This is a genomic window from Paenibacillus sp. OK060 (assembly GCF_900101205.1).
GTDB lineage: Bacteria > Bacillota > Bacilli > Paenibacillales > Paenibacillaceae > Paenibacillus > Paenibacillus marchantiae.
Genome location: NZ_FNFR01000003.1, coordinates 56,153 through 79,024 on the forward strand (window position 1 = coordinate 56,153; position 22,872 = coordinate 79,024).

Genomic DNA, 22,872 nt, shown 5'->3' on the forward strand with positions numbered 1-22,872 from the left:
AAATATAAATAGTTGCTTATTACGTACGGTATGCCGCGTTAATTCGTACATAGTCGTAAGTCAGGTCACAGCCCCATGCGATGGCTGTTCCCTCGCCGTGGCGCAGATCGACCACAATGCGTACGGTATCCGTCTGCAAGTAGGCCAGCGCCGCTTCTTCGTCAAATACGACTGGACGGGATTGAGCAAGAACAGAGATATCTCCCAGACGGATATCAACCGTCTCCGGGTTCACTGGCTGTCCAGCGCGCCCTACGGCTGCAATAATCCGTCCCCAGTTGGCATCAGCGCCAAACATCGCGGATTTCACCAGGCTGGACCCAATGACGGTCTTTGCAATAGCTTGCGCAGATTCATCACTTACTGCACCCGTTACCTGTACTTCTACCAGCTTGGTTGCTCCTTCGCCATCGCGCGCAATGGCTTTGGCAAGCACCTCACATACATAAGTAAATCCGGCAGCAAAAGCTTCCCAATCCGGATGTTCCATAGTCAGTTCTTCGTTACCTGCCAGACCACTGGACATTGCTACCAGCATGTCGTTCGTGCTCGTATCTCCATCCACTGTAATCATGTTAAATGTATGATTGGTCGCCTGGCGTAACAGCCGCTGCAACGCTTCTGCACCAATGACCGCATCAGAGGTCATAAAGGCCAGCATGGTCGCCATATTCGGATGAATCATCCCCGATCCCTTGGCGGCACCTGCAATGGTAATCGTTTTACCGTTCACCTCAACGGAGACGCAGGCTTCCTTTTTCACCAAATCAGTTGTCAGAATAGCTTGGGAAAAATGCTCCGCTTCTTCTGCTTCTTTGCCCAAACGTGCCGGAAGTCCGCTAATCCCCGAGTGTACAGCGTCCATCTTCAGCAATTCACCAATGACACCTGTAGAAGCGACAGCAACATCCTCTTCTGCTACTCCCAATTCACGTGCAGCCGCCGTACGCATGGCGTAGGCATCCTCTTCACCTTGTTGTCCAGTACACGCATTGGCATTCCCGCTGTTCACGATGACTGCCTGAAGGCGTCCATTGCTCAAGCTCTCACGTGTGACTTTCAAAGGTGCAGCCTGGAACACGTTCGTTGTATACACCGCAGCTGCAGTTGCCGGCACGTCACAGCGGATCGCTCCGATATCGTTACGAGACGTTTTTTTCAATCCGCAGTGCAGTCCACCAGCAGTGAACCCGTGCGGGGTTACAATCGTTCCGTTCTCAACTATTGTAAAAGCCTTTTGCTCCACATTTGTTCCCATATGTTATCCCCCGTTATGCGTTCGGCTGCATGCCGATTGTCCGCTTGCTTTGCCTGATCCGTCTTCCCCACGTGGTTTCGGAATTGCGTCTAGACACTCTCCCAATGATTCAAACCCTTATGGATATACCGGCGTCATGTTCAGCCCGAGGTTCTCCTCCCATCCCATCATCAGGTTCATATTTTGAATGGCTTGCCCGGATGCACCTTTCACCAGGTTGTCGATGACCGAAATAATCGTCAAACGACCTGTACGAGGGTCAGCCGCAAATCCGATATCACAATAGTTCGATCCGTACACTTCCTTCGTTGAAGGCCAGATCCCCGGCTCACGTACACGCACAAACCGGCGATTCTCATAATATTTGCGGTACAGATCAACGATTTCACGGTCACTGTGTTCACCAGTTAGATTGGCATACATCGTACTCATGATTCCACGCGTCATCGGCACCAGTTGAGTTGTGAACGTTACTGTGACTGGAGTGCCAGTGATATTTCCCAGCACTTGCTCGATTTCGGGAATATGCTGATGTTTGTTCAGTTTATATGCTTTGAAATTCTCATTCATTTCTGTATAATGATTCGTCAGACTTGTTCCCCGCCCTGCACCAGATACGCCGGATTTAGCATCAATGATTATACTGGAAGGGTCAATCCACCCTGCTTCAACAGCTGGAATCAATCCGAGTAACGTAGCCGTTGGGTAACAGCCTGGGTTGGAAATAAAGTTTTTGCCCTTCACTTCGTCGCCATACACCTCTGCCATGCCGTATACCGCCTGTTCCAGCAATGAAGCAGATGGTGCCGGATGTTTATACCACTCTTCATACACCGTTCCATCCTTGAGTCTGAAGTCTCCAGACAGATCAATGACCTTAAGACCCGCTTCAAGCAGGCTCGGAACGAGCTTTGCGCTTACACCAGACGGGGTTGCTGTGAACACCAGATCTGCACGACTTGCGATCTCAGCCGGGTCTACGCCGTCGAGTGGCCTCTGAATCACGTCCGTCAAATGCGGGAATCCATCTGCGATGGACTCACCACTGCTGGATGAAGAGATTACCGAAGTAATTTCAACCTGCGGATGGTTCTGGAAAAAACGAATCAGCTCCACCCCGCCGTAGCCGGTGGAACCGACGATTGCCACTTTTAATTTGTTATTCACTCTCGCTCCCCCAATCTTGTCGTATGCGCTACTTATACTGTTCTCCTGCTCCAAAAGAGCTTTCATACAGCAATTCCGTCGCTTCTATGCATATTTGTGTATTATTATACGACTCTAGTTATATAAATACAACACTCTATCATCAATTTTACATGGATTCTCATCACTTCCGAACATATCTTTCCAACATCTGCGGACGAACCCGTATACTTCTGCTAAAATACGTATTATAGGAAACATTACAACCAGGATCTAATTCATAATCAATCTACACGATAAAGGGTTTATGAATGGATTCATGATGGTCATTATGAGACATGGGGGACTACAGTGCATATCGAATCCATTTTACTTGTTGTACTCCTGGGCCTGAATATTATTTTCGCTGCAGCGGTCGTTTTCTTCGAACGAAAGGATGCCAGTGCATCCTGGGCTTGGCTGCTCGTCTTGAACTTTATTCCGGTGTTCGGGTTTGTACTCTACTTATTAACAGGGCAAAACCTGACGCGCTACCGACTTTTCCAGTGGAAAGAGCGTAAGAAGCTTGGGCTTGAAGAACGTATTGCTGCCCAGCTTGCACAGCTGCAAGATAATAGAACACCTTTCCGTAATCAAGCGACAGAGAGTAGTCAGGACATGATATATATGAACCTGAAGCAAAACGATGCTCTGTTGACGGAAGACAACGCGGTCGAGATTATTACCGACGGAACAGACAAATTTCAGCGGTTGCTCGATGATATCGAGGCAGCAAAAGATCATGTTCACGTGCAATATTACATTTATAGAGGCGACCGACTCGGTAAAAGAATCCGGGATGCACTTATTCGTAAAGCGCAAGAAGGTGTCAAAGTTCGTCTGCTGTATGACGCGCTGGGATCACGGCGGGTATCCAAACGCTTTTTCAAAGAATTGCGCGAAGCAGGTGGTTTAGTTGAGGTCTTTTTCCCATCCAAATTCAGTCTGATCAATCTGCGTATGAACTACCGAAATCACCGTAAAATCGTCATCATTGATGGTAACCTTGGATATACAGGCGGGTTTAATGTAGGGGATGAATATCTCGGCTTGAATTCCAAGTTCGGTTACTGGCGCGATACTCATTTGCGTATTCAGGGTAATGCCGTCCATGCTCTTCAGACTCGTTTTCTCCTGGATTGGAATGAAGCGTCCAAGCAGCACGATACACCATATGTTCCGGCGCATTTCCCTCATATTGAGGGCACAGGGACAACTGCCATGCAGATTGTATCTAGCGGACCGGATGCAGAGACAGAGCATATCAAGAACAGTTATCTGAAAATGATTAATGGAGCCAAACATTCGATTCTGATTCAGACGCCTTATTTTATTCCAGATGCCAGTGTATTCGAAGCCATTCGTCTTGCGTGCCTGTCAGGAATCGATGTTCGCATTATGATTCCAAATAAACCGGATCACGCCTTTGTATATTGGGCTACGCTATCTTATATCGGTGAGTTGTTAAAAGTGGGAGCAACCGTGTTCATCTACGATAACGGCTTTATTCATGCCAAAACGCTCATTATCGACAGTATGGTCGCATCTGTGGGAACCGCTAATATTGATTACCGCAGCTTCCGATTGAACTTTGAGGTAAATGCATTTATGTATGACGAGGCGATTGCGACTACTCTTGTGCAGACGTTTGAGCATGATCTTCTTGTATCCCGTGAGATGACGCTGGAGGAATACAATAAACGCAGTGTGAAGATCAAATTTAAAGAAGCGATTTCTCGTCTGCTGTCTCCGATTCTGTAAATACATTAGTTATAGCAAATACAGTAAGTAGTACAGTGATTTTCGTTCCAAAAGACAAAACAAAAAGCAGGTACTTCCTTTCCAGCTATTTCTGGTGGAGGAGTACCTGCTTTTTTAGATTATATATTTACTTTCTTATAAGTTAAACGAATGACCTCTAGAGTGCTCTCCGTTATCATGTGAATGTGTTAAGTTTGATTTATAGAGTGCCCTACTCGCTGTACCTTACAATTCCCCACGCTTAAAGCCTTCGCCCAGTACTTCATGCGCATTGCTAATAATGACAAAAGCCCCAGGGTCCACTGACCGAATTAAAGCTTTTAGTCTCGGCACCTCATTCTGTCCAACGACCACCATCAGTACGGTTCGCTGATCATCGGTGTAACCACCTTTTGCCTCCAGCTTCGTCAGTCCGCGATCCAGATCATCCAGAATCACCTTCGTAATCGGTTCGGTCTGGTTGGAAATAATATAAGCTACCTTGGAGTTACCAAGCCCCATCTCGACGGCATCAATGACTTTTCCTGTAACGTATAACCCGATCAGAGCAAAGAGTGACTGCTCCAATGACAATACAAAGGCTGCCATAATAATGACCGTAGCATCCATCATCACAACGCAAAGAGAGTAACTCAGTCCGCTGTATTTCTGAACGATTCTGGCCAGAATACTCATGCCCCCTGTTGAACCTCTACCTCGGTATACAATTCCAATCCCGAGACCAACCCCAATTCCTCCATAGAGAGAACCGAGCAGTGGATTCGTTGTTGGAATGGCCCAGTCTTTCGTAAGATATACAAACAGTGGCAGTACAACGCTGCCGAGTACAGAACGTATACCATACTGCTTGCCAATCAGGAGAAAACCCGCGATCAGAAGTGGAATATTAATAGCCCACTGGGTGTATGCCGGCTCAAGTCCCAGCCAATGTTTGCCTAATATCGATAACCCGGATACCCCGCCTGAAGCAATCTGGTTCGGAAGTAAAAATAAATTAAAGGCCACGGCAATCAAAAACGAACCTAAAATAATGGATACGGTATCTACAACGTTTCTCCATGGCCCGTTCAGGGGAATGAGCGTGGTTAACCTCTTCTTGCGGTTATTGTGTAACTGCTGTTGCTGTTGCATGTCATCTTGCTCTCCTTTTTTGTATATATGCTCAAAAAAAAGCCCCTGTATACACCCAGCATACGCCTACACGTATCGGGTCTATACAGGAACTTTTGATTAATCGGTATCTACTTTAATCTGGCTGCGCAAATAACCATCGATGAATCCATCGAGGTCGCCATCCATTACTGCTCCTGTGTTTCCAGTCTCCACGCTCGTACGGTGATCCTTTACCATACTATAGGGATGGAACACATAGGACCGAATCTGGCTACCCCACGCAATTTCCGACTGTTCTCCTCGGATTTCGTCCAGATGTTGTTTTTGTTCTTCAATTTTACGCTCATACAATTTGGAACGAAGCATCGTCATCGCCCGCTCACGGTTCTTGATCTGTGAACGTTCATTCTGGCACGTTACAACCACACCTGTTGGAAGGTGAGTAATCCGTACGGCTGAGTCGGTGGTATTGATATGCTGTCCACCCGCGCCACTCGCACGGTACGTATCGATCTTGAGATCTTCTGTCCGAATGTCCAATTCAATCGTGTCATCAATCTCTGGAACCACATCACAGGATACGAAGGAAGTATGTCTGCGGCCTGATGAGTCAAAAGGTGAGATCCGCACCAATCGGTGGACACCCTTTTCGGCTTTCAGATACCCATAAGCGTTATGCCCCTTGATGGATAGCGTGACACTCTTGATGCCTGCTTCATCTCCTGCCAGATAATCCAGCACCTCAACCTTGAAGCCACGTTTCTCAGCCCAGCGTGTATACATCCGCATCAGCATCTGTCCCCAGTCCTGTGACTCGGTACCACCAGCACCCGGGTGAAGCTCCAGAATCGCATTCATCTTGTCATACGGCTGATTCAGGAGAAGCTGTAGCTCGAACGCTTCTACCTTGCTTACGATGGCTGTCACGCTGTTGCCGATCTCCACAGCCAGATCATCATCGCCTTCTTCGTCAGCCAATTCTGCCATCATCACTGCATCGTCATAATCCTGCTGCAGCTTGGTGTATTGATCCACAGATCCCTTTACCGCGTTCAGCTCAGCGATTAAAGATTGTGCCTTATCATTATCATCCCAGAAATCCGGGGCGGACATCTTCACTTCGAAATTCTCAATCATCTCTTGCTTAAGATCTAAGTCAAAGAGACCCCCTAAGATTTGTTAGTTTCTTGCCTATTTCACGCAGGTCCTGCTTCACGCTTGGATCGATCATGTGCAATTCCTCTTTTCATTAAGATAAGCTCCCCGCATTCAGGGCATTCCTCTAGATCAAGTTTCCGATGTTTCACCTTGGAGTCTCGGTTACCTTTATGTCGGCAATCCTCTTCTCCATGTTCATGGTCACATAGTTATAACTATGCACCAATTACAGGTTATGCATCCTTCACTTGATCATTTGGAATACCCGGCTGCAAGGAGCCGTTCATGTCATTCTATTTAAGTTGATCCATCATTCGTTACACCTTACCACTCCAATTACAGTAGCATCTTCCGATCGCTCTTATCCCCAGATTTTCTCGATTCCCTCTCACAAGGGAAAAATCCGGTGATAAAGGCGAACGCGTAGCTTCTCCAGATTGCTTCCGCACTCTCCGTTATGGTGTAAAAAATTTAGATCCAACTTATACACAGGGTAATATAAGAGAGTCTACTCTTGACCGTGGCAGTGTTTAAACTTTTTGCCGCTGCCACATGGACAAGCATCGTTGCGTCCGATTTGGTCAGAAACTTTTACCGGACGTTTCTCCGTAGGTTCGCCACTTGTCGAGATCTGACTTTCGTCAACAACCGCTTGACGCTCCTGATTGCTCTCGATTTGTGCTCTCATCACATAAGTTGCCACTTCTTCCTGAATCGAAGCGATCATCTGATGGAACATTTCGAAGCCTTCAAACTGGTACTCACGCAGTGGATCTGTACCGCCGTAGGCACGAAGGTGGATACCTTGACGCAATTGATCCATCGCGTCAATATGATCCATCCATTTGCTATCTACTGCGCGAAGCACAACCACTTTCTCGAATTCACGAACCATCTCTTCACCGATTCGCTCTTCACGTGCATTGTACTTGTTCTGAACTTTCTCAAACAGGTAGTCGATAATCTCTTCTGCTTCTTTGCCCCACAGATCATCTTTCGTTACTGAACCTTCATCCAGCAGTTTGCTGTTCATGTAGTCGGCAACTTCCTGCAGTTCCCAGTTTTCCGGAATATCATCACTGCAATGAGCTTCCACGATACGTTCAATGGAAGGCTTGATCATATCCATAACGATCTGTTTGATATTCTCGGACTCAAGCACCTCTCGGCGCTGTTTATATATAATTTCACGTTGTTGGTTCATAACATCATCATATTGGAGAACGACTTTACGTACGTCAAAGTTATTACCTTCAACCCGTTTTTGTGCCGACTCTACCGCACGGGTAATCATCCGGCTCTCAATCGGTTGGTCTTCTTCAAAGCCAAGACGCTCCATCATGTTCAGTACATTGTCTGCACCGAAACGTCTCATCAGCTCATCACCCAGTGACAAGTAGAACTGTGTAGAACCCGGGTCACCCTGACGTCCTGCACGTCCACGCAGCTGGTTATCAATCCGGCGGGATTCGTGACGCTCTGTACCAATGATATGAAGGCCGCCCACTTCAGCTACACCTTCGCCCAGGATAATATCTGTACCCCGTCCAGCCATGTTGGTTGCAATCGTTACTGCACCGGCTTGTCCAGCTCCTGTGATGATCTCAGCTTCCTCAGCGTGATATTTGGCATTCAATACCTGGTGACGGACACCACGGCGTTTCAGCATATCAGAAATTCGCTCGGAGTTTTCGATGGAGACTGTACCAACCAGAACCGGTTGGTTCTTGCTGTGACGTGCCACGATTTCTTCCACAACCGCGTTGAACTTGCCATCGATGCTCTTGTACACCACATCAGCCATATCATCGCGTTTGTTTGGACGGTTGGTTGGGATCTGCAATACTTCGAGACCGTAGATTTTTTTGAATTCTTCTTCCTCGGTCTTCGCTGTACCCGTCATTCCCGCGAGCTTGCGGTACATCCGGAAATAGTTCTGGAATGTAATCGTAGCAAGAGTCATGCTCTCGTTCTGTACTTCAATGCCTTCTTTGGCTTCAATCGCTTGGTGCAATCCATCGCTATAACGACGTCCAGCCATCAGACGGCCTGTGAATTCATCGACGATCAGTACTTCTTCATCACTCACCACATAGTCAACGTCACGACGCATGATTACATTAGCTTTCAATCCCTGTACGATGTGATGGTTGAGCGTAACATTGGCATGATCATACAAGTTTTCGATACCAAATGCTTTCTCCGCCTTCGCCACACCAGCTTCAGTCAAAGCTACGGATTTCACCTTGATGTCCACCGTAAAGTCTTCTTCTGGAACCAGACGTTTCACGAAACGGTCAGCTGCATAGTACAGATCTGTCGATTTCTGAGCTTGTCCGGAAATGATCAGAGGTGTACGTGCCTCATCGACCAGAATGGAGTCCACTTCATCAATGATACAGAAGAACAAAGGACGTTGTACCATCTGCTCTTTGTACAACACCATGTTGTCACGCAGATAGTCAAAGCCAAATTCATTATTCGTTCCGTACGTAATATCACATGCATAAGCATGTTGTTTCAAAGCATGGTCCATACCGCTCAGGTTAACCCCTACCGTCATGCCCATGAATTCATAGATTTGTCCCATTTCCTGGCTATCCCGTTGAGCCAAATAATCATTGACTGTTACCACGTGTACACCTTTGGACGTCAATGCATTCAGGTATACCGGGAGTGTTCCTACCAGTGTCTTACCTTCACCCGTCTTCATCTCTGAAATCCGGCCTTCATGCAGGGCAATGCCTCCGAGCATCTGTACGTCATAGTGACGTTTGCCCAGTACACGGCGAGATGCCTCACGTACGGTTGCAAATGCTTCAGGAAGAAGTTCATCTGTTGTTTCTCCCTTTTCAATGCGGGCACGGAATTCATCCGTTTTGGATTTCAGTTGTTCATCAGACAGAGCCTGAAATTGTGGTTCCAGTTTATTGATCACATCGACTGTCTTCATCAGACGTTTAACATCACGTTCGTTCATGTCGCCGAAGATCTTTTTGACAAGTCCTAGCATGGTATACCCCTTTCGTGCAAAACAGAATAGACCCCCTGCTGCCGCCACGCGACACCATCGGATGGATATGCATCCACTTGCCCGGGGGTGACAAACGATATAAAAAAATAATATAAATGAATCAACTCCAGGCTTGCCAAGGTTCCCTCATGAAGCTGATTCGGTATTCAACCGGATCCGGTTATTAGAAATAAGCCGAATACTGAGCCTTATGAATCATGTTCATGGTGCTGTGCCTGTCATTGATTATGATTAGCGATCATTCGTTGACAATTCCCCATCAGGACAATGATTCTCTTGCATAAATTGTAACAGTTTGTAAGGGTCGCCGCAACACGCCACGGCACACTTCTTTGAACTTCTGAAGCCTCTCCGATGGAGTTTAAGTGCAAAAAATCATAGTCGTTAGCGGAAGCCCTGGATTCTATCGTTTCATTTTCCAGTTAGATAAGGCATGTTAACGAATTTTGATGGTAAATTTGGATGAAAATATCAATATAGAGAAAAAGAATATGTTTTAATGACTTCTCCGTGAGTACTTATAATTTTGCATTCACTTTGCATAGATTTGTCTCATTCCTACTATACTATTAGACGCAGTAACATGGGAAATAGTTTCACAATCTTGCTTCAGCGACTTTTTCCAGCCCATCCACGCACAAAAGAGCCCCATCCCATAAAGGATGGAGGCTCTTGTTAGTTTAATCCAATACAGGAGACTATAGTCCCTGTGTTCATTCGTTATTATTAAGGAATCATTTTTCATTTCAGTTCATTGGTTCAGTTACAGAACTAAGTTAGGTTTCACTCAATCCGTTAACCTTGTTCAATCAAACCGTATTTACCATCGTTCCGTTTGTACACAACGCTGACTTCTTCGTTCTCAATGTTGGAGAATACGAAGAAATTGTGGCCAACCATGTTCATTTGGAGGATAGCCTCTTCCACGTCCATCGGTTTCAACATAAACCGTTTCGTCCGTACCACTTCCAGGTCATCATCTTCGGTCTCCGCATCCAGTTCAGCGGTAGCCACTGTACCTGTCGGATCTTCGACGAAGAGCGTTTTCAGGCTGCCTTCCTGGCGGAACTTACGGTTAATTTTCGTTTTGTGTTTACGGATCTGACGTTCCAGCTTGTCCACCACGGAGTCAATGGATGCGTACATATCGTCGCTCTCATCCTCGGCGCGGAGCACAATGCCTTTCAAAGGGATCGTCACCTCTACTGTATGCAAGCCTCTCGTCGTGCTCAGGGTAACAGCACCGTCAGAGTTAAGGGGTGCATCGAAATACTTCTCGAGTCTACTCAACTTTTTGTCGACATAATCCTTCAAAGCATCGGTAACCTCGATTTGTTGACCTCGAATACTTAAATTCATAGGGCACTCCTCCTTTTCCTTTGCCACTTCATTATAACACGAATGTAAGCGCCATGTAAAAACTCCCTGTGACCGAATAATGACATCTGTTCAAGCCACATCAGCCAACATAGGCTTGCCGCCATATTTCGCGATATTTCACCATTTTGAGGCATAATCGTTAATTAACATGGATGATCTTATTAGGCGCTTGATGATGTAATTAACCGTTTCCGAGCTCCTTCAATCTATTATGTAAAATGAATACAAACTATGTCTTGAATCTATCAAATTCATAAGAATACTGTTCTTCGGCTGATTCTCAAATTTCGAATCTATTAAAACAAAAAAAGACCCCGGAAAAACCGGAGTCTGATGCTAGCGATAATTCAATTGGTAACCATCTAACCATATATGTAGGTCGGATTGTCCGGATGATTATAATTTGATTACGTTAGCTGCTTGCGGTCCACGCGCGCCTTCGACGATGTCGAATTCTACGGATTGACCTTCTTCCAAAGTTTTGAATCCTTCGGATTGAATTGCGGAGAAATGTACGAATACGTCGCCGCCGTCTTCAGTTTCAATGAAACCGTAACCTTTTTCTGCGTTGAACCATTTTACTTTACCTTGCATGCACTAACATTCCCTTCGTCATCAAATGAAGTGAGGTTGTGTCAAAGACCCTTGCCCACAATTCAGACTATACCATCCAAAGTTATCCATTGTCAATTGGTAAAGTAAATGTTTTCTTGGAATTTTTTGTAGTTTTTTGTTGAATACACTTCATTGAATATATCAATTCTTAATGAGCAAACATAGATATCCCATTGCTTCATATTTTTCATCTTCCAGAAATTCAATTATATTTTCCACATACACATTTGTATGTTCCGCTGTTTTAGTGAATGATTGGACAACTTTTATAACTTCGTCTTTTGTCAACCCTTTATTTTTTATAGAAATCCCAATAAGAAGGAGTTTCAAAAGCGTATAATGACTTACTAATATAGTGTATAGTCTATACACATTTCTTTTTTCACTCTTAGGGAATAAGTGAGAGTAAATATAATTCACTGCATAGTTTTCAAAAATAAATTCATGGTCATCCATAAAGGGTTTATAGTAATCAAGGTATCCGTTTTGGTAGAAACTCACTAGATCAACAAGTTTACCTAACTCTTTTTGCTCATTAAGGCCCTCTAAATAATCTTGTACACACGACGCAAACCTACTGTCCGATCCAATATTGCCGAGATTTTTAGAAATGATATTATTCAACGTTATAAATTGAAATTCATGATCAGCGGGGAAAGTATCGTAATCTTGTAATACTTCATCATCATCCATTATTACTTTAAACTTTTCTATAAGTCCTTTAACATTAGTTTCATCTTCTAAGTTTTGATTTATTAATTGTTGTAATTGTTCACAAAACAATCCTAATAAGATCAATCTATGTGAAAAACTGAATTGTCTATTTTGGATAATTTCAATAGCAAAAATTCTTATTTCCCAGAAGAAATTCATAAAAGAAGAATTGTATTGAGTAGTAACCCTTTCCTTTATTTGTGCATTAGCTTGCACCATAGGCTCTGTATACGTAAACTCCATTTTTTCAGGGTTTAATAATGCTAATCTGGCCACTTCTGGACAGGACATCACCGCAGAAATCTCCTGTTCGTTATTTACCCAAAATATATTACGTGGATAAGTAGCGCATATTGGTGCCAAATACCTCTCTCCAAGAGATCTCTGTATTGTACAAAGCTTCTGTTCATCTAACATAGAACAACATCCTGTTCTCCTATCCATCTCCATTTGTGCAAAATGTTCATTAGTTCTATTAGAGGGTTCTAATCTTTCCATACCATTTTTAAGTTTTTCTCTTAACGCTTTCTGCGGAATACTTGTTAGATTATTATAGGTTTTCTTGTCAATTCGCACCTTCCATCCTATACAGCAGCTATCTTCACATTCAGAACCGATACATTTAAAGTCCAGCATATATGTTGGTACAAGTGCCTTTGGAGCATTCATAATATTTCACTCCTATTCATAATTTCATCTCTTTCAAGCAAACTAATTTTTGCAAATCACTCTTACTTTGAGTACTTACTAGTTGCCGATCATTTTAATAGTAGGTTCCATAAAAAAACTTATTCCTCACTAAACTTGCGGTGTATAGCCCATATCTATAAATAACCACTTCCAACAATTCAAGCAAGTCACTAGACGAATGGTAGTGGCGATCCAAATCAAAGGATAATCCAGATCTACTGCTAACTACTGTTTAGAGTTCCTCTAACTTCAAATTAGCTAAATCATTCATTGTACGCTCAAGCGTATTACAACCGCTAACATTCGTAGATACTAAAGGTAAAACGATTGATAACTCCTTCCCTGCCAATGGTGTGCGTATGCTGTCTGATACCAGGATACAGTTCAGGACCTATAATAACAGTGTCTTGTACTCAGAACGCGATCGGTTTTGATTCTTATCTGAATGAACTGGATAACTGTTCAAGAGTCATGGTGTTCAATCTGTTTCCCGGGCAACAATATCTGTATCCTGATACGGCAAAGTTATGGCAGGAAGCCGCAGCATGAGTATATGAACGAAGCAGAAGGTGGATATGTTATGATCTACAAGTACTGTCTAACACACTTTCCTTCCATCATCTCGATGAGTATGAAGCTGAGATATATCTGATAAGGGATATATTAGGGCAATACAAAATATCACATAAAAGCAAATCACTAATACAGTAGGAAAACAAAACTTTTACATCTACATAATTCCGAATGAATACCGCAGAGCCATATAACAAGAATACCTTAACACATGATCCGAGCTAAGGTATCTAAGAGTTTAAATCAAGTTCTTCCGATATCCAGCAAAATAAATAAGGCATCCGGCAAGTGGAAACAGAAGCTGCATATCTCCTTTGTCTCCAAAGCACCGGATGCCTTGTTGTTACATTCTATTTCCGACTATCCATCAGATAAGCATCTGGCGTATAAGCTGTTTCATAGGTCCTTCGTTGTGCTTTAGCCTGATTGCGCTGCTTCAGCCAATGAGCCGCTTCGTTGCGTAAGAAATTAATGCGAACTTGAATTGTCATATCACGGCCAATAACCGCTCTTATGCACTGTTTTTCTGATTCTGTTAGTGGACTTTCCGATGCTTTCTGTTCGATCTGATCTACGATGATCTGTCTTCGATCCATCAGTTCGGAGAGCTCTTCATAAGTCAGCGCACCCAGCCTGCTCTGGATATCTTCCGACAGCTCTTCGAGAAGTCTGATCGAATCAGACATTAACCGCACTCCCTACGGAAGGCGCCGGAGTCGCAGAATCAAGTTTGCTGGCTTCGATCCAGGTTTCTTTTAGATCACACAGGTAGCCGAGAGCTTCTTCGGCCAGTTCTTTGGATTTTTTGATGTTGGCTTGAATTAGAAGATGATTCATATATTCATATAAGGAAAATAAACTTTTCGATATTTCATAAGAGCGGTCTAAAGTAGCCATAAGTTCAGATACGATCGTCTGAGCCTTTCCGAAAAAGAGATTTGCTTTCTCAATATCTCCATTTTCGACTCCATGAATCGCTGTTTTCACAAAACGAATTGCTCCATCGTAAGTCATGATTAGAAGTTGTGCAGGAGAAGTTTGAACTGCATTTTGGCGATATTTCTCATGTGGGGAAGTCATCATCTTCTCATTCACCCTTTACATAATTATTATTGTGAATTGAATTAACCGACTGATCCTGTCAACTGTGAGAGTTGCGACTGATATTTGGTCATTGCTGCTTCCATAGCTGCAAATTGTTTGTAATAGCGATCTTCAACAGCACTCATTTGAGTTGTCATTCTTTTAATACGACTATTATAGTCTTCCATTTGTTTACCCATGATGCTTTCAGGTTTAAAAGCAACCGTGGTGCTTCCATCAAACTTTGATGTACCCGCTCTCTTAGAAATACTATCCATTGCCTTATCTGCAGCAGATGCTAATTTACCGAATATGGATTGAGATACGTTTTCTCCTGTCCCTAGGAATAACTCAGTTAATTGCTGCGGATTCGATTCAATAGCTTCTTTGAATTTCTGTTCGTCTAGGTGGAGTTTACCATTCTCATAATAATATTTAGTCGATATTCCCATTGAGCTTAAGCCAGGAACCTGCAGGGCAGATCGCATCTCACTAAGCATTGTTTTTAAGAATGGATCATTCTTAAGTAAACCACTTTTAGCTTTTTTCTCCCAAGCTGTAATATCGGTTTCACTCATAGTAGAACGTTGCTCTTCTGTAAGAGGAGGAAAGTCCTTGAATTTTTCTTCCCTGATCATCGTATTTAAATTATTGATCAATTTATTGTAATCATCAATGAAGGTTTTGACTGTTTCAAGCGCTTTAGTAGGGTCCGTTTGGGTTGTTACAGTAATAGGACCTTTATCAGCAGTTAAACCCTGGAACGTCAATTTAACTCCATTGTGCGTGACAGAATTTGAATCGCTTTTCAATACTTCCCCACCATTAATTGAATACTCGGCTTGCTCCCCCTTTGCTGCAACTGCCTTGTCAGTCCAATTTTGCTGTGTATCGAACAGTGTTAAAAAACTATTGTTTACTGCAAAGTCTCCGCTAACTTCAGGTTTTAAAGCCCCAGGAATCTCAATTGTGCTAGCTGAGCCTTCTATTTTAGACGTAAGTATGAGCTTCCCTGATAAATCATCAAAAGCAGCTTTAACCTTCATATCCGGGTCAGCATTAATTTTGGAAAGAACAGAAGAAAGTTGATCAGTAGCCTTAAAATCAAGGGTCTTTCCGTTGATTGTAACCTTGAACTGCTCAGTAAGATCAGTAGAGCCTTTTAGAGTTGCTAAAGTATCCATATTTTTAATTCCAGACTTTGGAGGTGTTTCGATTTTGGCTGCTGTAGCCAACTTCGTAACTGTTACAGCCATCTGAACACCATTAGCCGAAGCCAGTGCTTCAGCCTTAACGGCAGAACTTGCCGAATCAACCATTTTGCCACTGCTATCTTTCATAGTTGCAATTTGCGTGTTGAGAGCAGCTGAATTACGATAACCACTAGCTTGAGCTGTCAACTTGTTTTTCCCGAAATCAAACAGTTGGCTGTTTACTTCTCTGTAAGTCTCTCGTTGCCATTGCAGAGCCTGTTTATTTTGATTCATTTTATCCAAAGGAATTCGCTTGGATGCCATCATGCTTTTGACCAAACTATCTATATCCATACCCGAAAAGCCATTAACTCTTGTAACCATTAATTTCCCTCCCTCTTATACTCTCTCGTCAACAATAATTCCAGCGAGCTCCATCATGTTAGCTACTAGATCCAATGTCTTTTCAGGCGGAACCTCACGAAGTAACTCACCAGTCTCTTTGTTAAGCACTTTCACTATGATTTGATTTGTTTTTTCGTGAATGCTAATGTCCAGGGTAGTTTGCGGACCTTCTAACGCTTTTACTGCCTTCTCGATGCGGCTAATCAATTGCTCTTGCCCTAAAGAAGCAGTAACAAGTCCTTGTTGTACAAGATTGTTCAAATCCTTAGTTCCATGGGAAGCGGACACAATTGTTCCAAGAGTGCCCAAGCCAGCAATCGCAGGTGAAACCTCAGACTTAGTTTTGGCTGACAGCGAAAACTGAATATTCATCTCCGAACCCCTCCGACATTCAAATTCACTCATTACTCCTTATTATCGGCAATGAGAAGTGAATGGTTTAGGAATTCCGAAAATTCGCTTTTTTGAAGTTAGTTTTTGATCAATACAGACATGTAAGCCATACTTGTAAAACCGTTATCTTTTAAGAGATTAAAGATTCCAGTTAAAAACAAACTATTATGCTCAACTACTTTGGAAAAAACCTGAATTGTAGCAATTATCGACTCTTGACTAAGACCTTCTTCCGCACCAGCAAGTCCGATAAGATGCAATTTAATAATCGCATAGTGGATTACAAGCAAGACGTAATTGTCGAAGACCTCATCAAAACCAGAAAGAGGGAAAAGATTTTGGTAAACATGGTTGACCAGATAATTTTCCAAAATATATTCGTGTTCTGACATGAAAGGACGATAGTAAGAGTGGAAAGCACGATCATATACAGCAGCTTTTTCGTCCAAAAGTGAATCTCCAGAAGCATCCAATCCTTTTATCACCTTATCATATAGTTCCAGGTATCTCTTACTTCCTATCCCGTAAACAAATCTTTGCTGAGCAATCTTTTTAATCAACTCCATTTGTACTACCTGTTGCACGGGGATTGCATCAAAAGAATTTTTCAAACTTGAATCATTAAACATAATTTTATAGCTAGAAATCAAATGAGGCACTTCTTTGTAGCGACTTTCCTTCATATATTCATCAAGTTTTTTATAAAACATTCCCAAGAAAATCAATCGATTCTGAAGCTCATAGTTTCGATCCTGCAAAATCTGTATGGTGAAAATTCTTAAATCCCAGAAATATTCAGCAATAGGAGCCGTATTTTCATTTTGGGTATTTAGCACTCTATGACGGCTAGATTCTGCCTCTCCACTTTGAATAATTTGATCAAATTCAATTCCATCAGGATTAAGTAAGGCTAATCTTGCGATTTCAGGACAAGAAACTGTAGCTGATTTTTCAAGTCCTTCATCCACTCTATTTATATTTCGTGGATATGTGCTACAAACTTTAGAAAGATAAGATTCTCCTAATTCTAATTGAATCGAACATAATTTATTTTCATTCAAAAAAGAGCAATTTTTCTGATCATCCATTTTTAGTTTAGCGTATCTGAGACTATTCGGATTGGAACGATTTCTGGAAACGAATTTTTTGAGCATAGGAGTTAATTTCGAGTGTTTAACTTTACGATATTTTTGATAGGTCTTTTCATCAATATCTACGCGCCAGCCGGAACAGCAGCTATCTTCACATGCAGAACCAATACAAGAAAATTTTTGCATATATTGTGCTGAAAGAATAGTTTGAGTCATGTAAAAATTTCTTCCTTTCTTTTGAAGAGTCGTTACTATAATTATCGGAAAAAACACTCTAGCTCGTAACCTATTATAAGAAAATAAAACAAAAAAAGAACCAGAGCTAGATGCTCTGATTCTTCTAAACAAGCTTTTAAAATTAACGAAGCAATTGCAGAACACCTTGTGGCTGTTGGTTCGCTTGCGCCAGCATAGCTTGGGAAGCTTGTGCCAAGATATTGTTCTTGGTTTGTGCCATCATTTCTTTCGCCATGTCCACGTCACGTACGCGAGATTCCGCTGCCGAGAGGTTTTCAGACGATGTGTTCAGGTTGTTAATCGTGTGCTCCAGACGGTTTTGCACCGCGCCCAGGTAACTGCGGCCTGAAGACACGGATGCGATTTGCGTATCTAACGTAGCGATTGCCGTGTTTGATTTCGCCTGATCTGTAATATCAGCGGCCTTCAAAGCTGTCTCAATAGCTGTAAGATCGACACCTGCGGTATCCAGCTTGAGATCGATAGTTTGATCTTTGTTAGCACCTACTTGCAACTTCAATACACCCGCAGTCCCTGCACTCTTATCAAGCAAGTTCATCGTGTTGAATTGAGTCGTATCCTTGATACGGCCAACTTCTGCTGTCAACTGTGCAAACTCATCATTCAAAGCTGTACGGTCAGCGCCAACGTTAGTGTCCGAAGCGGATTGTACAGCCAGCTCTCTTTGACGTTGCAGGATCGAGTGCACTTCGTTTAATGCGCCCTCAGTCGTTTGGATCAGCGAGATACCATCTTGCGAGTTCTTGGAAGCCATGTCCAAACCGCGAATTTGTCCACGCATTTTTTCGGAAATTGCCAGGCCGGCAGCGTCATCACCTGCACGGTTGATACGCAGACCCGAAGACAGTTTCTCTATGGATTTGTTTGTGTTTGTTGTGTTTACGGAAAGCTGACGGTGCGTGTTCATTGCTGCAATATTGTGGTTGATAATCATTGTGGTATTTCCTCCCTGAAAATAAATTAGTTCCACATCCATGTGGTAAACGCCGCGACATTAAGGTCGGCCGCCCTGCCGAAGCAGCGTCTAAATTATATATCGACAGAGAGAGAGCAACTGTTTATAGCAAATTGGAATATTTTTATTTTTTTTTGAGTTCTGTATTTCGTAGACGTTCCATAAAGGCTTCAATATTGGTTGCAAGCGGGGTTGCAGATTCCCGATTAGCCTCTAAGATGGATGAATATATTTCCTTACGGAAGATATCAATATGCTTGGGTGCAGAGATCCCGATTCGTACTGTATCACCCTCTACTGCTAGCACAGTTACCTCAATATGATCCTCTATGACGATGGACTCGCCTTTTTTACGTGATAATACCAGCATTTACACTCCACCTTTCACTGATTTGGCATCGTCTTCTGCCCAGATCAGATGGCGTGTATCGTAAGAAGACTGATGGAGCACGATTTGTTTCCCTATATGTTGCTCGGGGTTAAGAACTAAGGGTGCAAGCAGGTTCATTGTTGATTTATTCGCCTGTGAATGAATGGTGACCATAGAGTACACGGATACTTGCTCTATAATCTCCAATTCTTCCTTATCTACCTCTCCCAATTCGAAATTATAATCCGGTACGAAAGTAAACGGATTTACCAAGAGGAATGCCAATCCCGGCTCCCTTGCAGATTGTAAATAACTGAAAGGCGTATCCTCCCAAGGAATCAATGCAAATTCAGTCTCTTCATCGAAGCCAGGTAAACCTTTCGGGAATTGATATACCTCTTCGTCCTGAACCTCTACTTCTCCCCACATGCTTGTATGAATCTTAATCATAAACGCCTCCTTGGCGATAGTTTTTTTGATGCAAAAAAAGCTATAGCAGGCATACGAATGACCGTCTATAGCTTTCATTATAGCTTATAACTCCAGATCTATAGCAGGTGGAGTGAATTGTATAGAAGCATACTGCTTAACATAAATGTCTAACTTGCCACGCTGATACTCAATCTCAGGTTTATTTACGGTGACGTTCATCTCAGAGACAGCCGCTTCGAAACGAACACTTGGTGCACGCGTCTCAATGCGTATATCCACGTTATCCATAGAGGCGGGCGTTCTTGTTTCGGGGAAGGGCTTGGACTTCCAATTGGTCCCTATAATATTCGAAATCGTATTGCCTGGTTTGTGTATAGCCGCCAGCTCATTCCCTTGCTGAACACGCTCAGCCATATTTTCCAGAAATAATTTCTCGATCCCTGAGTATATGCGAGCATTCATATCAATCATGTTGCCGCCAGTATAGGCAGAGATTGCTCTGCTCTGATCAACTTCGAATCGGATCGGATGACTCTCCACAGTCAGTGTAGACGGACGTGTCTTCATCTGAACATCTGCCTTCGGTTGGCGAATAGATTGCTGGCCCAGATCAGCATCAATATGCAAAACAGAAGGAGTTGTGCGGATTTGTAGGATGGGGAGAGTTTTCAAAAGATCACCCTTCCTATTTATCTCAGGAAATCAACTAAGCTCTGAGATATAATTTTAGAACCAGCGGACAGCGAAGCATTATAAATATTCTCTTGGATTTTAGACTTTATGGACAATTCTGCGAAATCCGCATCCTCAACCTTGGATTGCAAATCAGTTAAGTTAACCTCTAGATCACTTAATCTTCCTTGCATAAGATCAACCCTGTTGGTTTTAGCCCCAACATCTGCACGAATAGCTAGCATTTTGTCTGTGCGACTGTCAATTGTATCAAGCTGATTAGACAGTTCTTCCAAATTCCCATCTGTAAGTGCTTGACTGATTGTATTAAATACTACAAATAGATTGTCTGTGTCGGTTGAATTCCCAAAAAACTCATTACCAGTTACGTTAATCGGCATTTGTATGCTCTCACCAACAATGAAATTAATCTTGCCAGGGTCGGTTATCACTGCCGCTGCATTGGTTGTATCAAATGAACCATCACCGCTTGTAGGAAAGTCATAAGGTTTTTGATCATAAGTTTCGCCATTGAAAATGTATTTCCCGTTCAGTTTACTGTTTGCAATATCAACGAGTTGTGCCTTAAGTTGCTTTACCTCTTTATTAATACTATCCAGTGCAGCTTGTGGGTTGGTTCCAGTCCCTGCCTGCACCGTTAGTTCCCTTAAACGTTCAACTACACTGCCCGCCTGATCCATTACCGTATCATTAAAATCTAACCATGAAATCGTGCTATCCACATTCTTTTGATACTGCTCATTGGAAGACAGTTCTGCACGATAACGAAGGGAGTATGTAATCCCTACCGGATCGTCAGACGGTTTATTGATTTTACGGCCTGTTGCCAGTTGAGTTTGTGTATTGTTCATCTGCTGTGCATTCCGATTCAAGTTAAGAACCAACTGTGAGCTAAGCATATTATTCGTAATTCTCATCGTCTTCTATGTCAGTCCCCTCTTATTATCTGCCGACCGTACCGGTAGAATTTATCAATTTATCAAGTAGCTGATCGTAGGTAGTCATAAAACGTGCAGAAGCACTGTAAGCATGCTGGAATTTGATCATATTCGCCATCTCTTCATCCAAGGAAACACCACTAACTGATTGACGGCGAGTATCTACTTGTTCTACAAGAAACTCCGAATTAGATGTCTGACGTGCCGCTTCCTGAGATTGAACTCCCAGTTGTCCCACAATGGCACTGAACTGAGCACCAACCGTGGCATTACGCAAACCATCAGCTGACTTCATCGGTGTATCTTTAAGATTGGCAAGCAGATTCGCCAGTGTATTATTCCCTTTGATTACGGTCTCTGCTCCTGAGGCATCAGTAGTTGTTCTTAAAGATGTTGCGATCTTATTCGGATCCGCCAGAATCGCGGCGTTCAATGAGATATTGCCAGCTGTGATTGCAGTTCCGCCATCAGAAGATGTGAAGAATGGTACTCCAGGAGAAGTCGTTCCATCCATGCTGTATCCAAGTTGATGTAGACCATTTAAGCCTTTTACCGTAACGGTCAGATCAGCTGACAGTGTACGTGCAGCCCCTGTATATGTCACCCCACCCAGAACAGTATTGTCTGGCAGGACTGAGCCTGCTGGTAAGGTAATCTGAATCTCTCCGTTGGCAAGCGTATTGGCCAGGTCATCCATTTGTTTCTTATAGTCACTGACTAATGTATCTCTCGACTTAATCATCCCGTGAACTTCACCATTCGTGAGATTACCCGCAGCATAAGCAGTATTAAGAAAAGCCGAATCTACCGTTGCTTGTACTGCCCCACCTGTAACAAGAGCTTGTCCATTCATCTGGATCTGGTAGCCCTGGGGAGAATCTGTGACAGTAATATTCATAATCTTGGATAATTTGTCTGCCATCAGATCACGTTGGTCACGAAGATCATTGGCGTTATCACCAAGAGACTCTACTTTAACTATAGCGCTATTAAGGTTGGCAATGTTACCAAGATAGCCTTGAATTTCACTGCCTTTCACTTCAATATTGTTATCCAAATCCTGACTCAGTGCATCCAGTTGGCGGCTGATCTGATTCATCGCATCTGTCAGAGCCAGTGTCGTCTCTTTTACGATTCGACGAGCAGTAACATCCTCCGGATTTTTACTCAGATCTGACCAGGATTTATAGAAGTTATCCATTACGGTCCGAAATCCGGTGTCAGATGGTTCATTCACAATGGCTTCAAGTTTCTCAAGTGTATCCCGTTGAATAGACCAACTTCCAAAGTTGTTGTTTTCATTACGGAACTGGTCATCGAGAAACTTCTCACGGACACGGGTAATGGAATCAAACTCCACCCCTGTTCCGAGTTGTCCTGGTGTTGTACTGTGCAAAAATGCAAACGGCTCCATAGGAATAGATGCCTGCATGTTTACCTTTTGCCGGGAGTACCCTTCGGTGTTGGCATTGGCCACATTGTGACCAGTTGTGCTAAGAGCTGTCGTCTGTGTGAACAAACTGCGTTTAGCCGTTTCGATTGAATGAAAAGTAGATGTCACCTTGTTTCCCCCTAATTAA

Annotated in this window: 21 protein-coding genes; 2 read left to right on the forward strand and 19 right to left on the reverse strand. The window is 43.1% G+C overall.

Going from position 1 to position 22,872, the window contains the following annotated elements; genetic code table 11:
• Positions 1-19: 19 nt before the first annotated feature.
• Both argJ and argC read right to left on the reverse strand, forming a co-directional pair.
• Positions 20-1,258 (reverse strand): bifunctional glutamate N-acetyltransferase/amino-acid acetyltransferase ArgJ, encoded by a 1,239-nt coding sequence (argJ, locus tag BLS14_RS12100; protein WP_090951842.1) that lies wholly within the window; start codon positions 1,256-1,258, stop codon positions 20-22.
• A 117-nt stretch (positions 1,259-1,375) separates the two neighbouring features.
• On the reverse strand, positions 1,376-2,425 hold the full coding sequence (argC, locus tag BLS14_RS12105) for an N-acetyl-gamma-glutamyl-phosphate reductase (RefSeq protein WP_090951845.1): 1,050 nt from the start codon (positions 2,423-2,425) through the stop codon (positions 1,376-1,378).
• 330 nt (positions 2,426-2,755) lie between these two features.
• Between argC and cls the strand changes: the two genes are divergently transcribed.
• Positions 2,756-4,204, forward strand: a complete 1,449-nt coding sequence (gene cls / locus BLS14_RS12110) for a cardiolipin synthase (RefSeq protein WP_063567522.1) — start codon at positions 2,756-2,758, stop codon at positions 4,202-4,204.
• 225 nt (positions 4,205-4,429) lie between these two features.
• On the opposite strand, the gene BLS14_RS12115 is transcribed toward cls, so the two are convergent.
• The 6 genes from BLS14_RS12115 to fliB (BLS14_RS12140) all read right to left on the reverse strand — a co-directional run bounded on the left by BLS14_RS12115 (position 4,430) and on the right by fliB (BLS14_RS12140) (position 12,887).
• Positions 4,430-5,335 carry a YitT family protein gene (locus BLS14_RS12115; protein ID WP_063567523.1) on the reverse strand — a complete coding sequence of 302 codons (906 nt, stop codon included), beginning with the start codon at positions 5,333-5,335 and terminating at the stop codon, positions 4,430-4,432.
• Positions 5,336-5,434: 99 nt separating this feature from the next.
• Positions 5,435-6,548, reverse strand: a protein-coding gene (gene prfB, locus BLS14_RS12120) for a peptide chain release factor 2 (protein ID WP_143021535.1) whose coding sequence is annotated in 2 segments (ribosomal slippage) — positions 5,435-6,475 and positions 6,477-6,548 — 1,113 coding nt in all. Because the reading frame shifts where the segments join, the coding sequence is not laid out codon by codon here.
• A 435-nt stretch (positions 6,549-6,983) separates the two neighbouring features.
• Complete coding sequence (gene secA, locus BLS14_RS12125) at positions 6,984-9,488, reverse strand: preprotein translocase subunit SecA (protein WP_063567525.1); 2,505 nt, start codon at positions 9,486-9,488, stop codon at positions 6,984-6,986.
• A gap of 816 nt (positions 9,489-10,304) precedes the next feature.
• Positions 10,305-10,868: a ribosome hibernation-promoting factor, HPF/YfiA family gene (hpf, locus tag BLS14_RS12130; protein ID WP_053779540.1), complete on the reverse strand. Its 564-nt coding sequence runs from the start codon at positions 10,866-10,868 to the stop codon at positions 10,305-10,307.
• A 417-nt stretch (positions 10,869-11,285) separates the two neighbouring features.
• Complete coding sequence (locus tag BLS14_RS12135; RefSeq protein WP_024631599.1) at positions 11,286-11,483, reverse strand: cold shock domain-containing protein; 198 nt, start codon at positions 11,481-11,483, stop codon at positions 11,286-11,288.
• Between the two features lie 162 nt (positions 11,484-11,645).
• Entirely contained in the window at positions 11,646-12,887 is a 1,242-nt protein-coding gene (gene fliB, locus BLS14_RS12140) for a flagellin lysine-N-methylase (protein WP_090951849.1), read from the reverse strand.
• 423 nt (positions 12,888-13,310) lie between these two features.
• Here fliB (BLS14_RS12140) and BLS14_RS32535 point away from each other — a divergent pair, with 423 nt between their 5' ends.
• The gene (locus BLS14_RS32535) at positions 13,311-13,457 is read left to right on the forward strand and encodes a hypothetical protein (RefSeq protein ID WP_176854479.1); all 147 of its coding nucleotides are present in this window, start codon (positions 13,311-13,313) and stop codon (positions 13,455-13,457) included.
• A 374-nt stretch (positions 13,458-13,831) separates the two neighbouring features.
• Here the strand turns inward: BLS14_RS32535 and BLS14_RS12145 are convergent, their stop codons facing one another.
• The 11 genes from BLS14_RS12145 to flgK all read right to left on the reverse strand — a co-directional run bounded on the left by BLS14_RS12145 (position 13,832) and on the right by flgK (position 22,853).
• The gene (locus BLS14_RS12145; RefSeq protein WP_063567528.1) at positions 13,832-14,167 is read right to left on the reverse strand and encodes a flagellar protein FliT; all 336 of its coding nucleotides are present in this window, start codon (positions 14,165-14,167) and stop codon (positions 13,832-13,834) included.
• Positions 14,160-14,564: a flagellar export chaperone FliS gene (gene fliS / locus BLS14_RS12150; RefSeq protein ID WP_063567529.1), complete on the reverse strand. Its 405-nt coding sequence runs from the start codon at positions 14,562-14,564 to the stop codon at positions 14,160-14,162. Before fliS ends, BLS14_RS12145 begins: the two co-directional genes overlap by 8 nt.
• A 41-nt stretch (positions 14,565-14,605) precedes the next feature.
• Complete coding sequence (gene fliD / locus BLS14_RS12155; RefSeq protein ID WP_090951851.1) at positions 14,606-16,141, reverse strand: flagellar filament capping protein FliD; 1,536 nt, start codon at positions 16,139-16,141, stop codon at positions 14,606-14,608.
• A 15-nt stretch (positions 16,142-16,156) separates the two neighbouring features.
• Positions 16,157-16,534 (reverse strand): flagellar protein FlaG, encoded by a 378-nt coding sequence (locus tag BLS14_RS12160; RefSeq protein WP_063567531.1) that lies wholly within the window; start codon positions 16,532-16,534, stop codon positions 16,157-16,159.
• 98 nt (positions 16,535-16,632) lie between these two features.
• On the reverse strand, positions 16,633-17,862 hold the full coding sequence (gene fliB, locus BLS14_RS12165; RefSeq protein WP_090951854.1) for a flagellin lysine-N-methylase: 1,230 nt from the start codon (positions 17,860-17,862) through the stop codon (positions 16,633-16,635).
• Positions 17,863-18,004: 142 nt separating this feature from the next.
• Positions 18,005-18,838: a flagellin N-terminal helical domain-containing protein gene (locus BLS14_RS12170; RefSeq protein ID WP_090951856.1), complete on the reverse strand. Its 834-nt coding sequence runs from the start codon at positions 18,836-18,838 to the stop codon at positions 18,005-18,007.
• Positions 18,839-18,983: 145 nt separating this feature from the next.
• Complete coding sequence (gene csrA, locus BLS14_RS12175) at positions 18,984-19,229, reverse strand: carbon storage regulator CsrA (RefSeq protein WP_063568405.1); 246 nt, start codon at positions 19,227-19,229, stop codon at positions 18,984-18,986.
• Positions 19,230-19,679 carry a flagellar assembly protein FliW gene (fliW, locus tag BLS14_RS12180; protein WP_090951859.1) on the reverse strand — a complete coding sequence of 150 codons (450 nt, stop codon included), beginning with the start codon at positions 19,677-19,679 and terminating at the stop codon, positions 19,230-19,232.
• Between the two features lie 84 nt (positions 19,680-19,763).
• Positions 19,764-20,333, reverse strand: coding sequence for a DUF6470 family protein (locus BLS14_RS12185; RefSeq protein ID WP_063568404.1), 570 nt, complete (start codon positions 20,331-20,333; stop codon positions 19,764-19,766).
• A 17-nt stretch (positions 20,334-20,350) separates the two neighbouring features.
• Complete coding sequence (gene flgL, locus BLS14_RS12190) at positions 20,351-21,271, reverse strand: flagellar hook-associated protein FlgL (protein WP_063568403.1); 921 nt, start codon at positions 21,269-21,271, stop codon at positions 20,351-20,353.
• A gap of 25 nt (positions 21,272-21,296) precedes the next feature.
• Positions 21,297-22,853 (reverse strand): flagellar hook-associated protein FlgK, encoded by a 1,557-nt coding sequence (gene flgK / locus BLS14_RS12195; RefSeq protein ID WP_090951862.1) that lies wholly within the window; start codon positions 22,851-22,853, stop codon positions 21,297-21,299.
• Between the last annotated feature and the right edge of the window lie 19 nt (positions 22,854-22,872).

Coding starts and splice junctions, on each gene's coding strand:
- BLS14_RS12145 (WP_063567528.1), bottom strand. CDS start 14,167: ATGTCTGATTCGATCAGACTTCTCGAAGAGCTGTCGGAAGATATCCAG.
- fliD (WP_090951851.1), bottom strand. CDS start 16,141: ATGGTTACAAGAGTTAATGGCTTTTCGGGTATGGATATAGATAGTTTG.
- BLS14_RS12115 (WP_063567523.1), bottom strand. CDS start 5,335: ATGCAACAGCAACAGCAGTTACACAATAACCGCAAGAAGAGGTTAACC.
- csrA (WP_063568405.1), bottom strand. CDS start 19,229: ATGCTGGTATTATCACGTAAAAAAGGCGAGTCCATCGTCATAGAGGAT.
- fliS (WP_063567529.1), bottom strand. CDS start 14,564: ATGATGACTTCCCCACATGAGAAATATCGCCAAAATGCAGTTCAAACT.
- hpf (WP_053779540.1), bottom strand. CDS start 10,868: ATGAATTTAAGTATTCGAGGTCAACAAATCGAGGTTACCGATGCTTTG.
- fliW (WP_090951859.1), bottom strand. CDS start 19,679: ATGATTAAGATTCATACAAGCATGTGGGGAGAAGTAGAGGTTCAGGAC.
- flgL (WP_063568403.1), bottom strand. CDS start 21,271: ATGAGAATTACGAATAATATGCTTAGCTCACAGTTGGTTCTTAACTTG.
- BLS14_RS12135 (WP_024631599.1), bottom strand. CDS start 11,483: ATGCAAGGTAAAGTAAAATGGTTCAACGCAGAAAAAGGTTACGGTTTC.
- fliB (WP_090951849.1), bottom strand. CDS start 12,887: ATGAATGCTCCAAAGGCACTTGTACCAACATATATGCTGGACTTTAAA.
- BLS14_RS12160 (WP_063567531.1), bottom strand. CDS start 16,534: ATGAATATTCAGTTTTCGCTGTCAGCCAAAACTAAGTCTGAGGTTTCA.
- argJ (WP_090951842.1), bottom strand. CDS start 1,258: ATGGGAACAAATGTGGAGCAAAAGGCTTTTACAATAGTTGAGAACGGA.
- secA (WP_063567525.1), bottom strand. CDS start 9,488: ATGCTAGGACTTGTCAAAAAGATCTTCGGCGACATGAACGAACGTGAT.
- fliB (WP_090951854.1), bottom strand. CDS start 17,862: ATGACTCAAACTATTCTTTCAGCACAATATATGCAAAAATTTTCTTGT.
- BLS14_RS12170 (WP_090951856.1), bottom strand. CDS start 18,838: ATGATTATCAACCACAATATTGCAGCAATGAACACGCACCGTCAGCTT.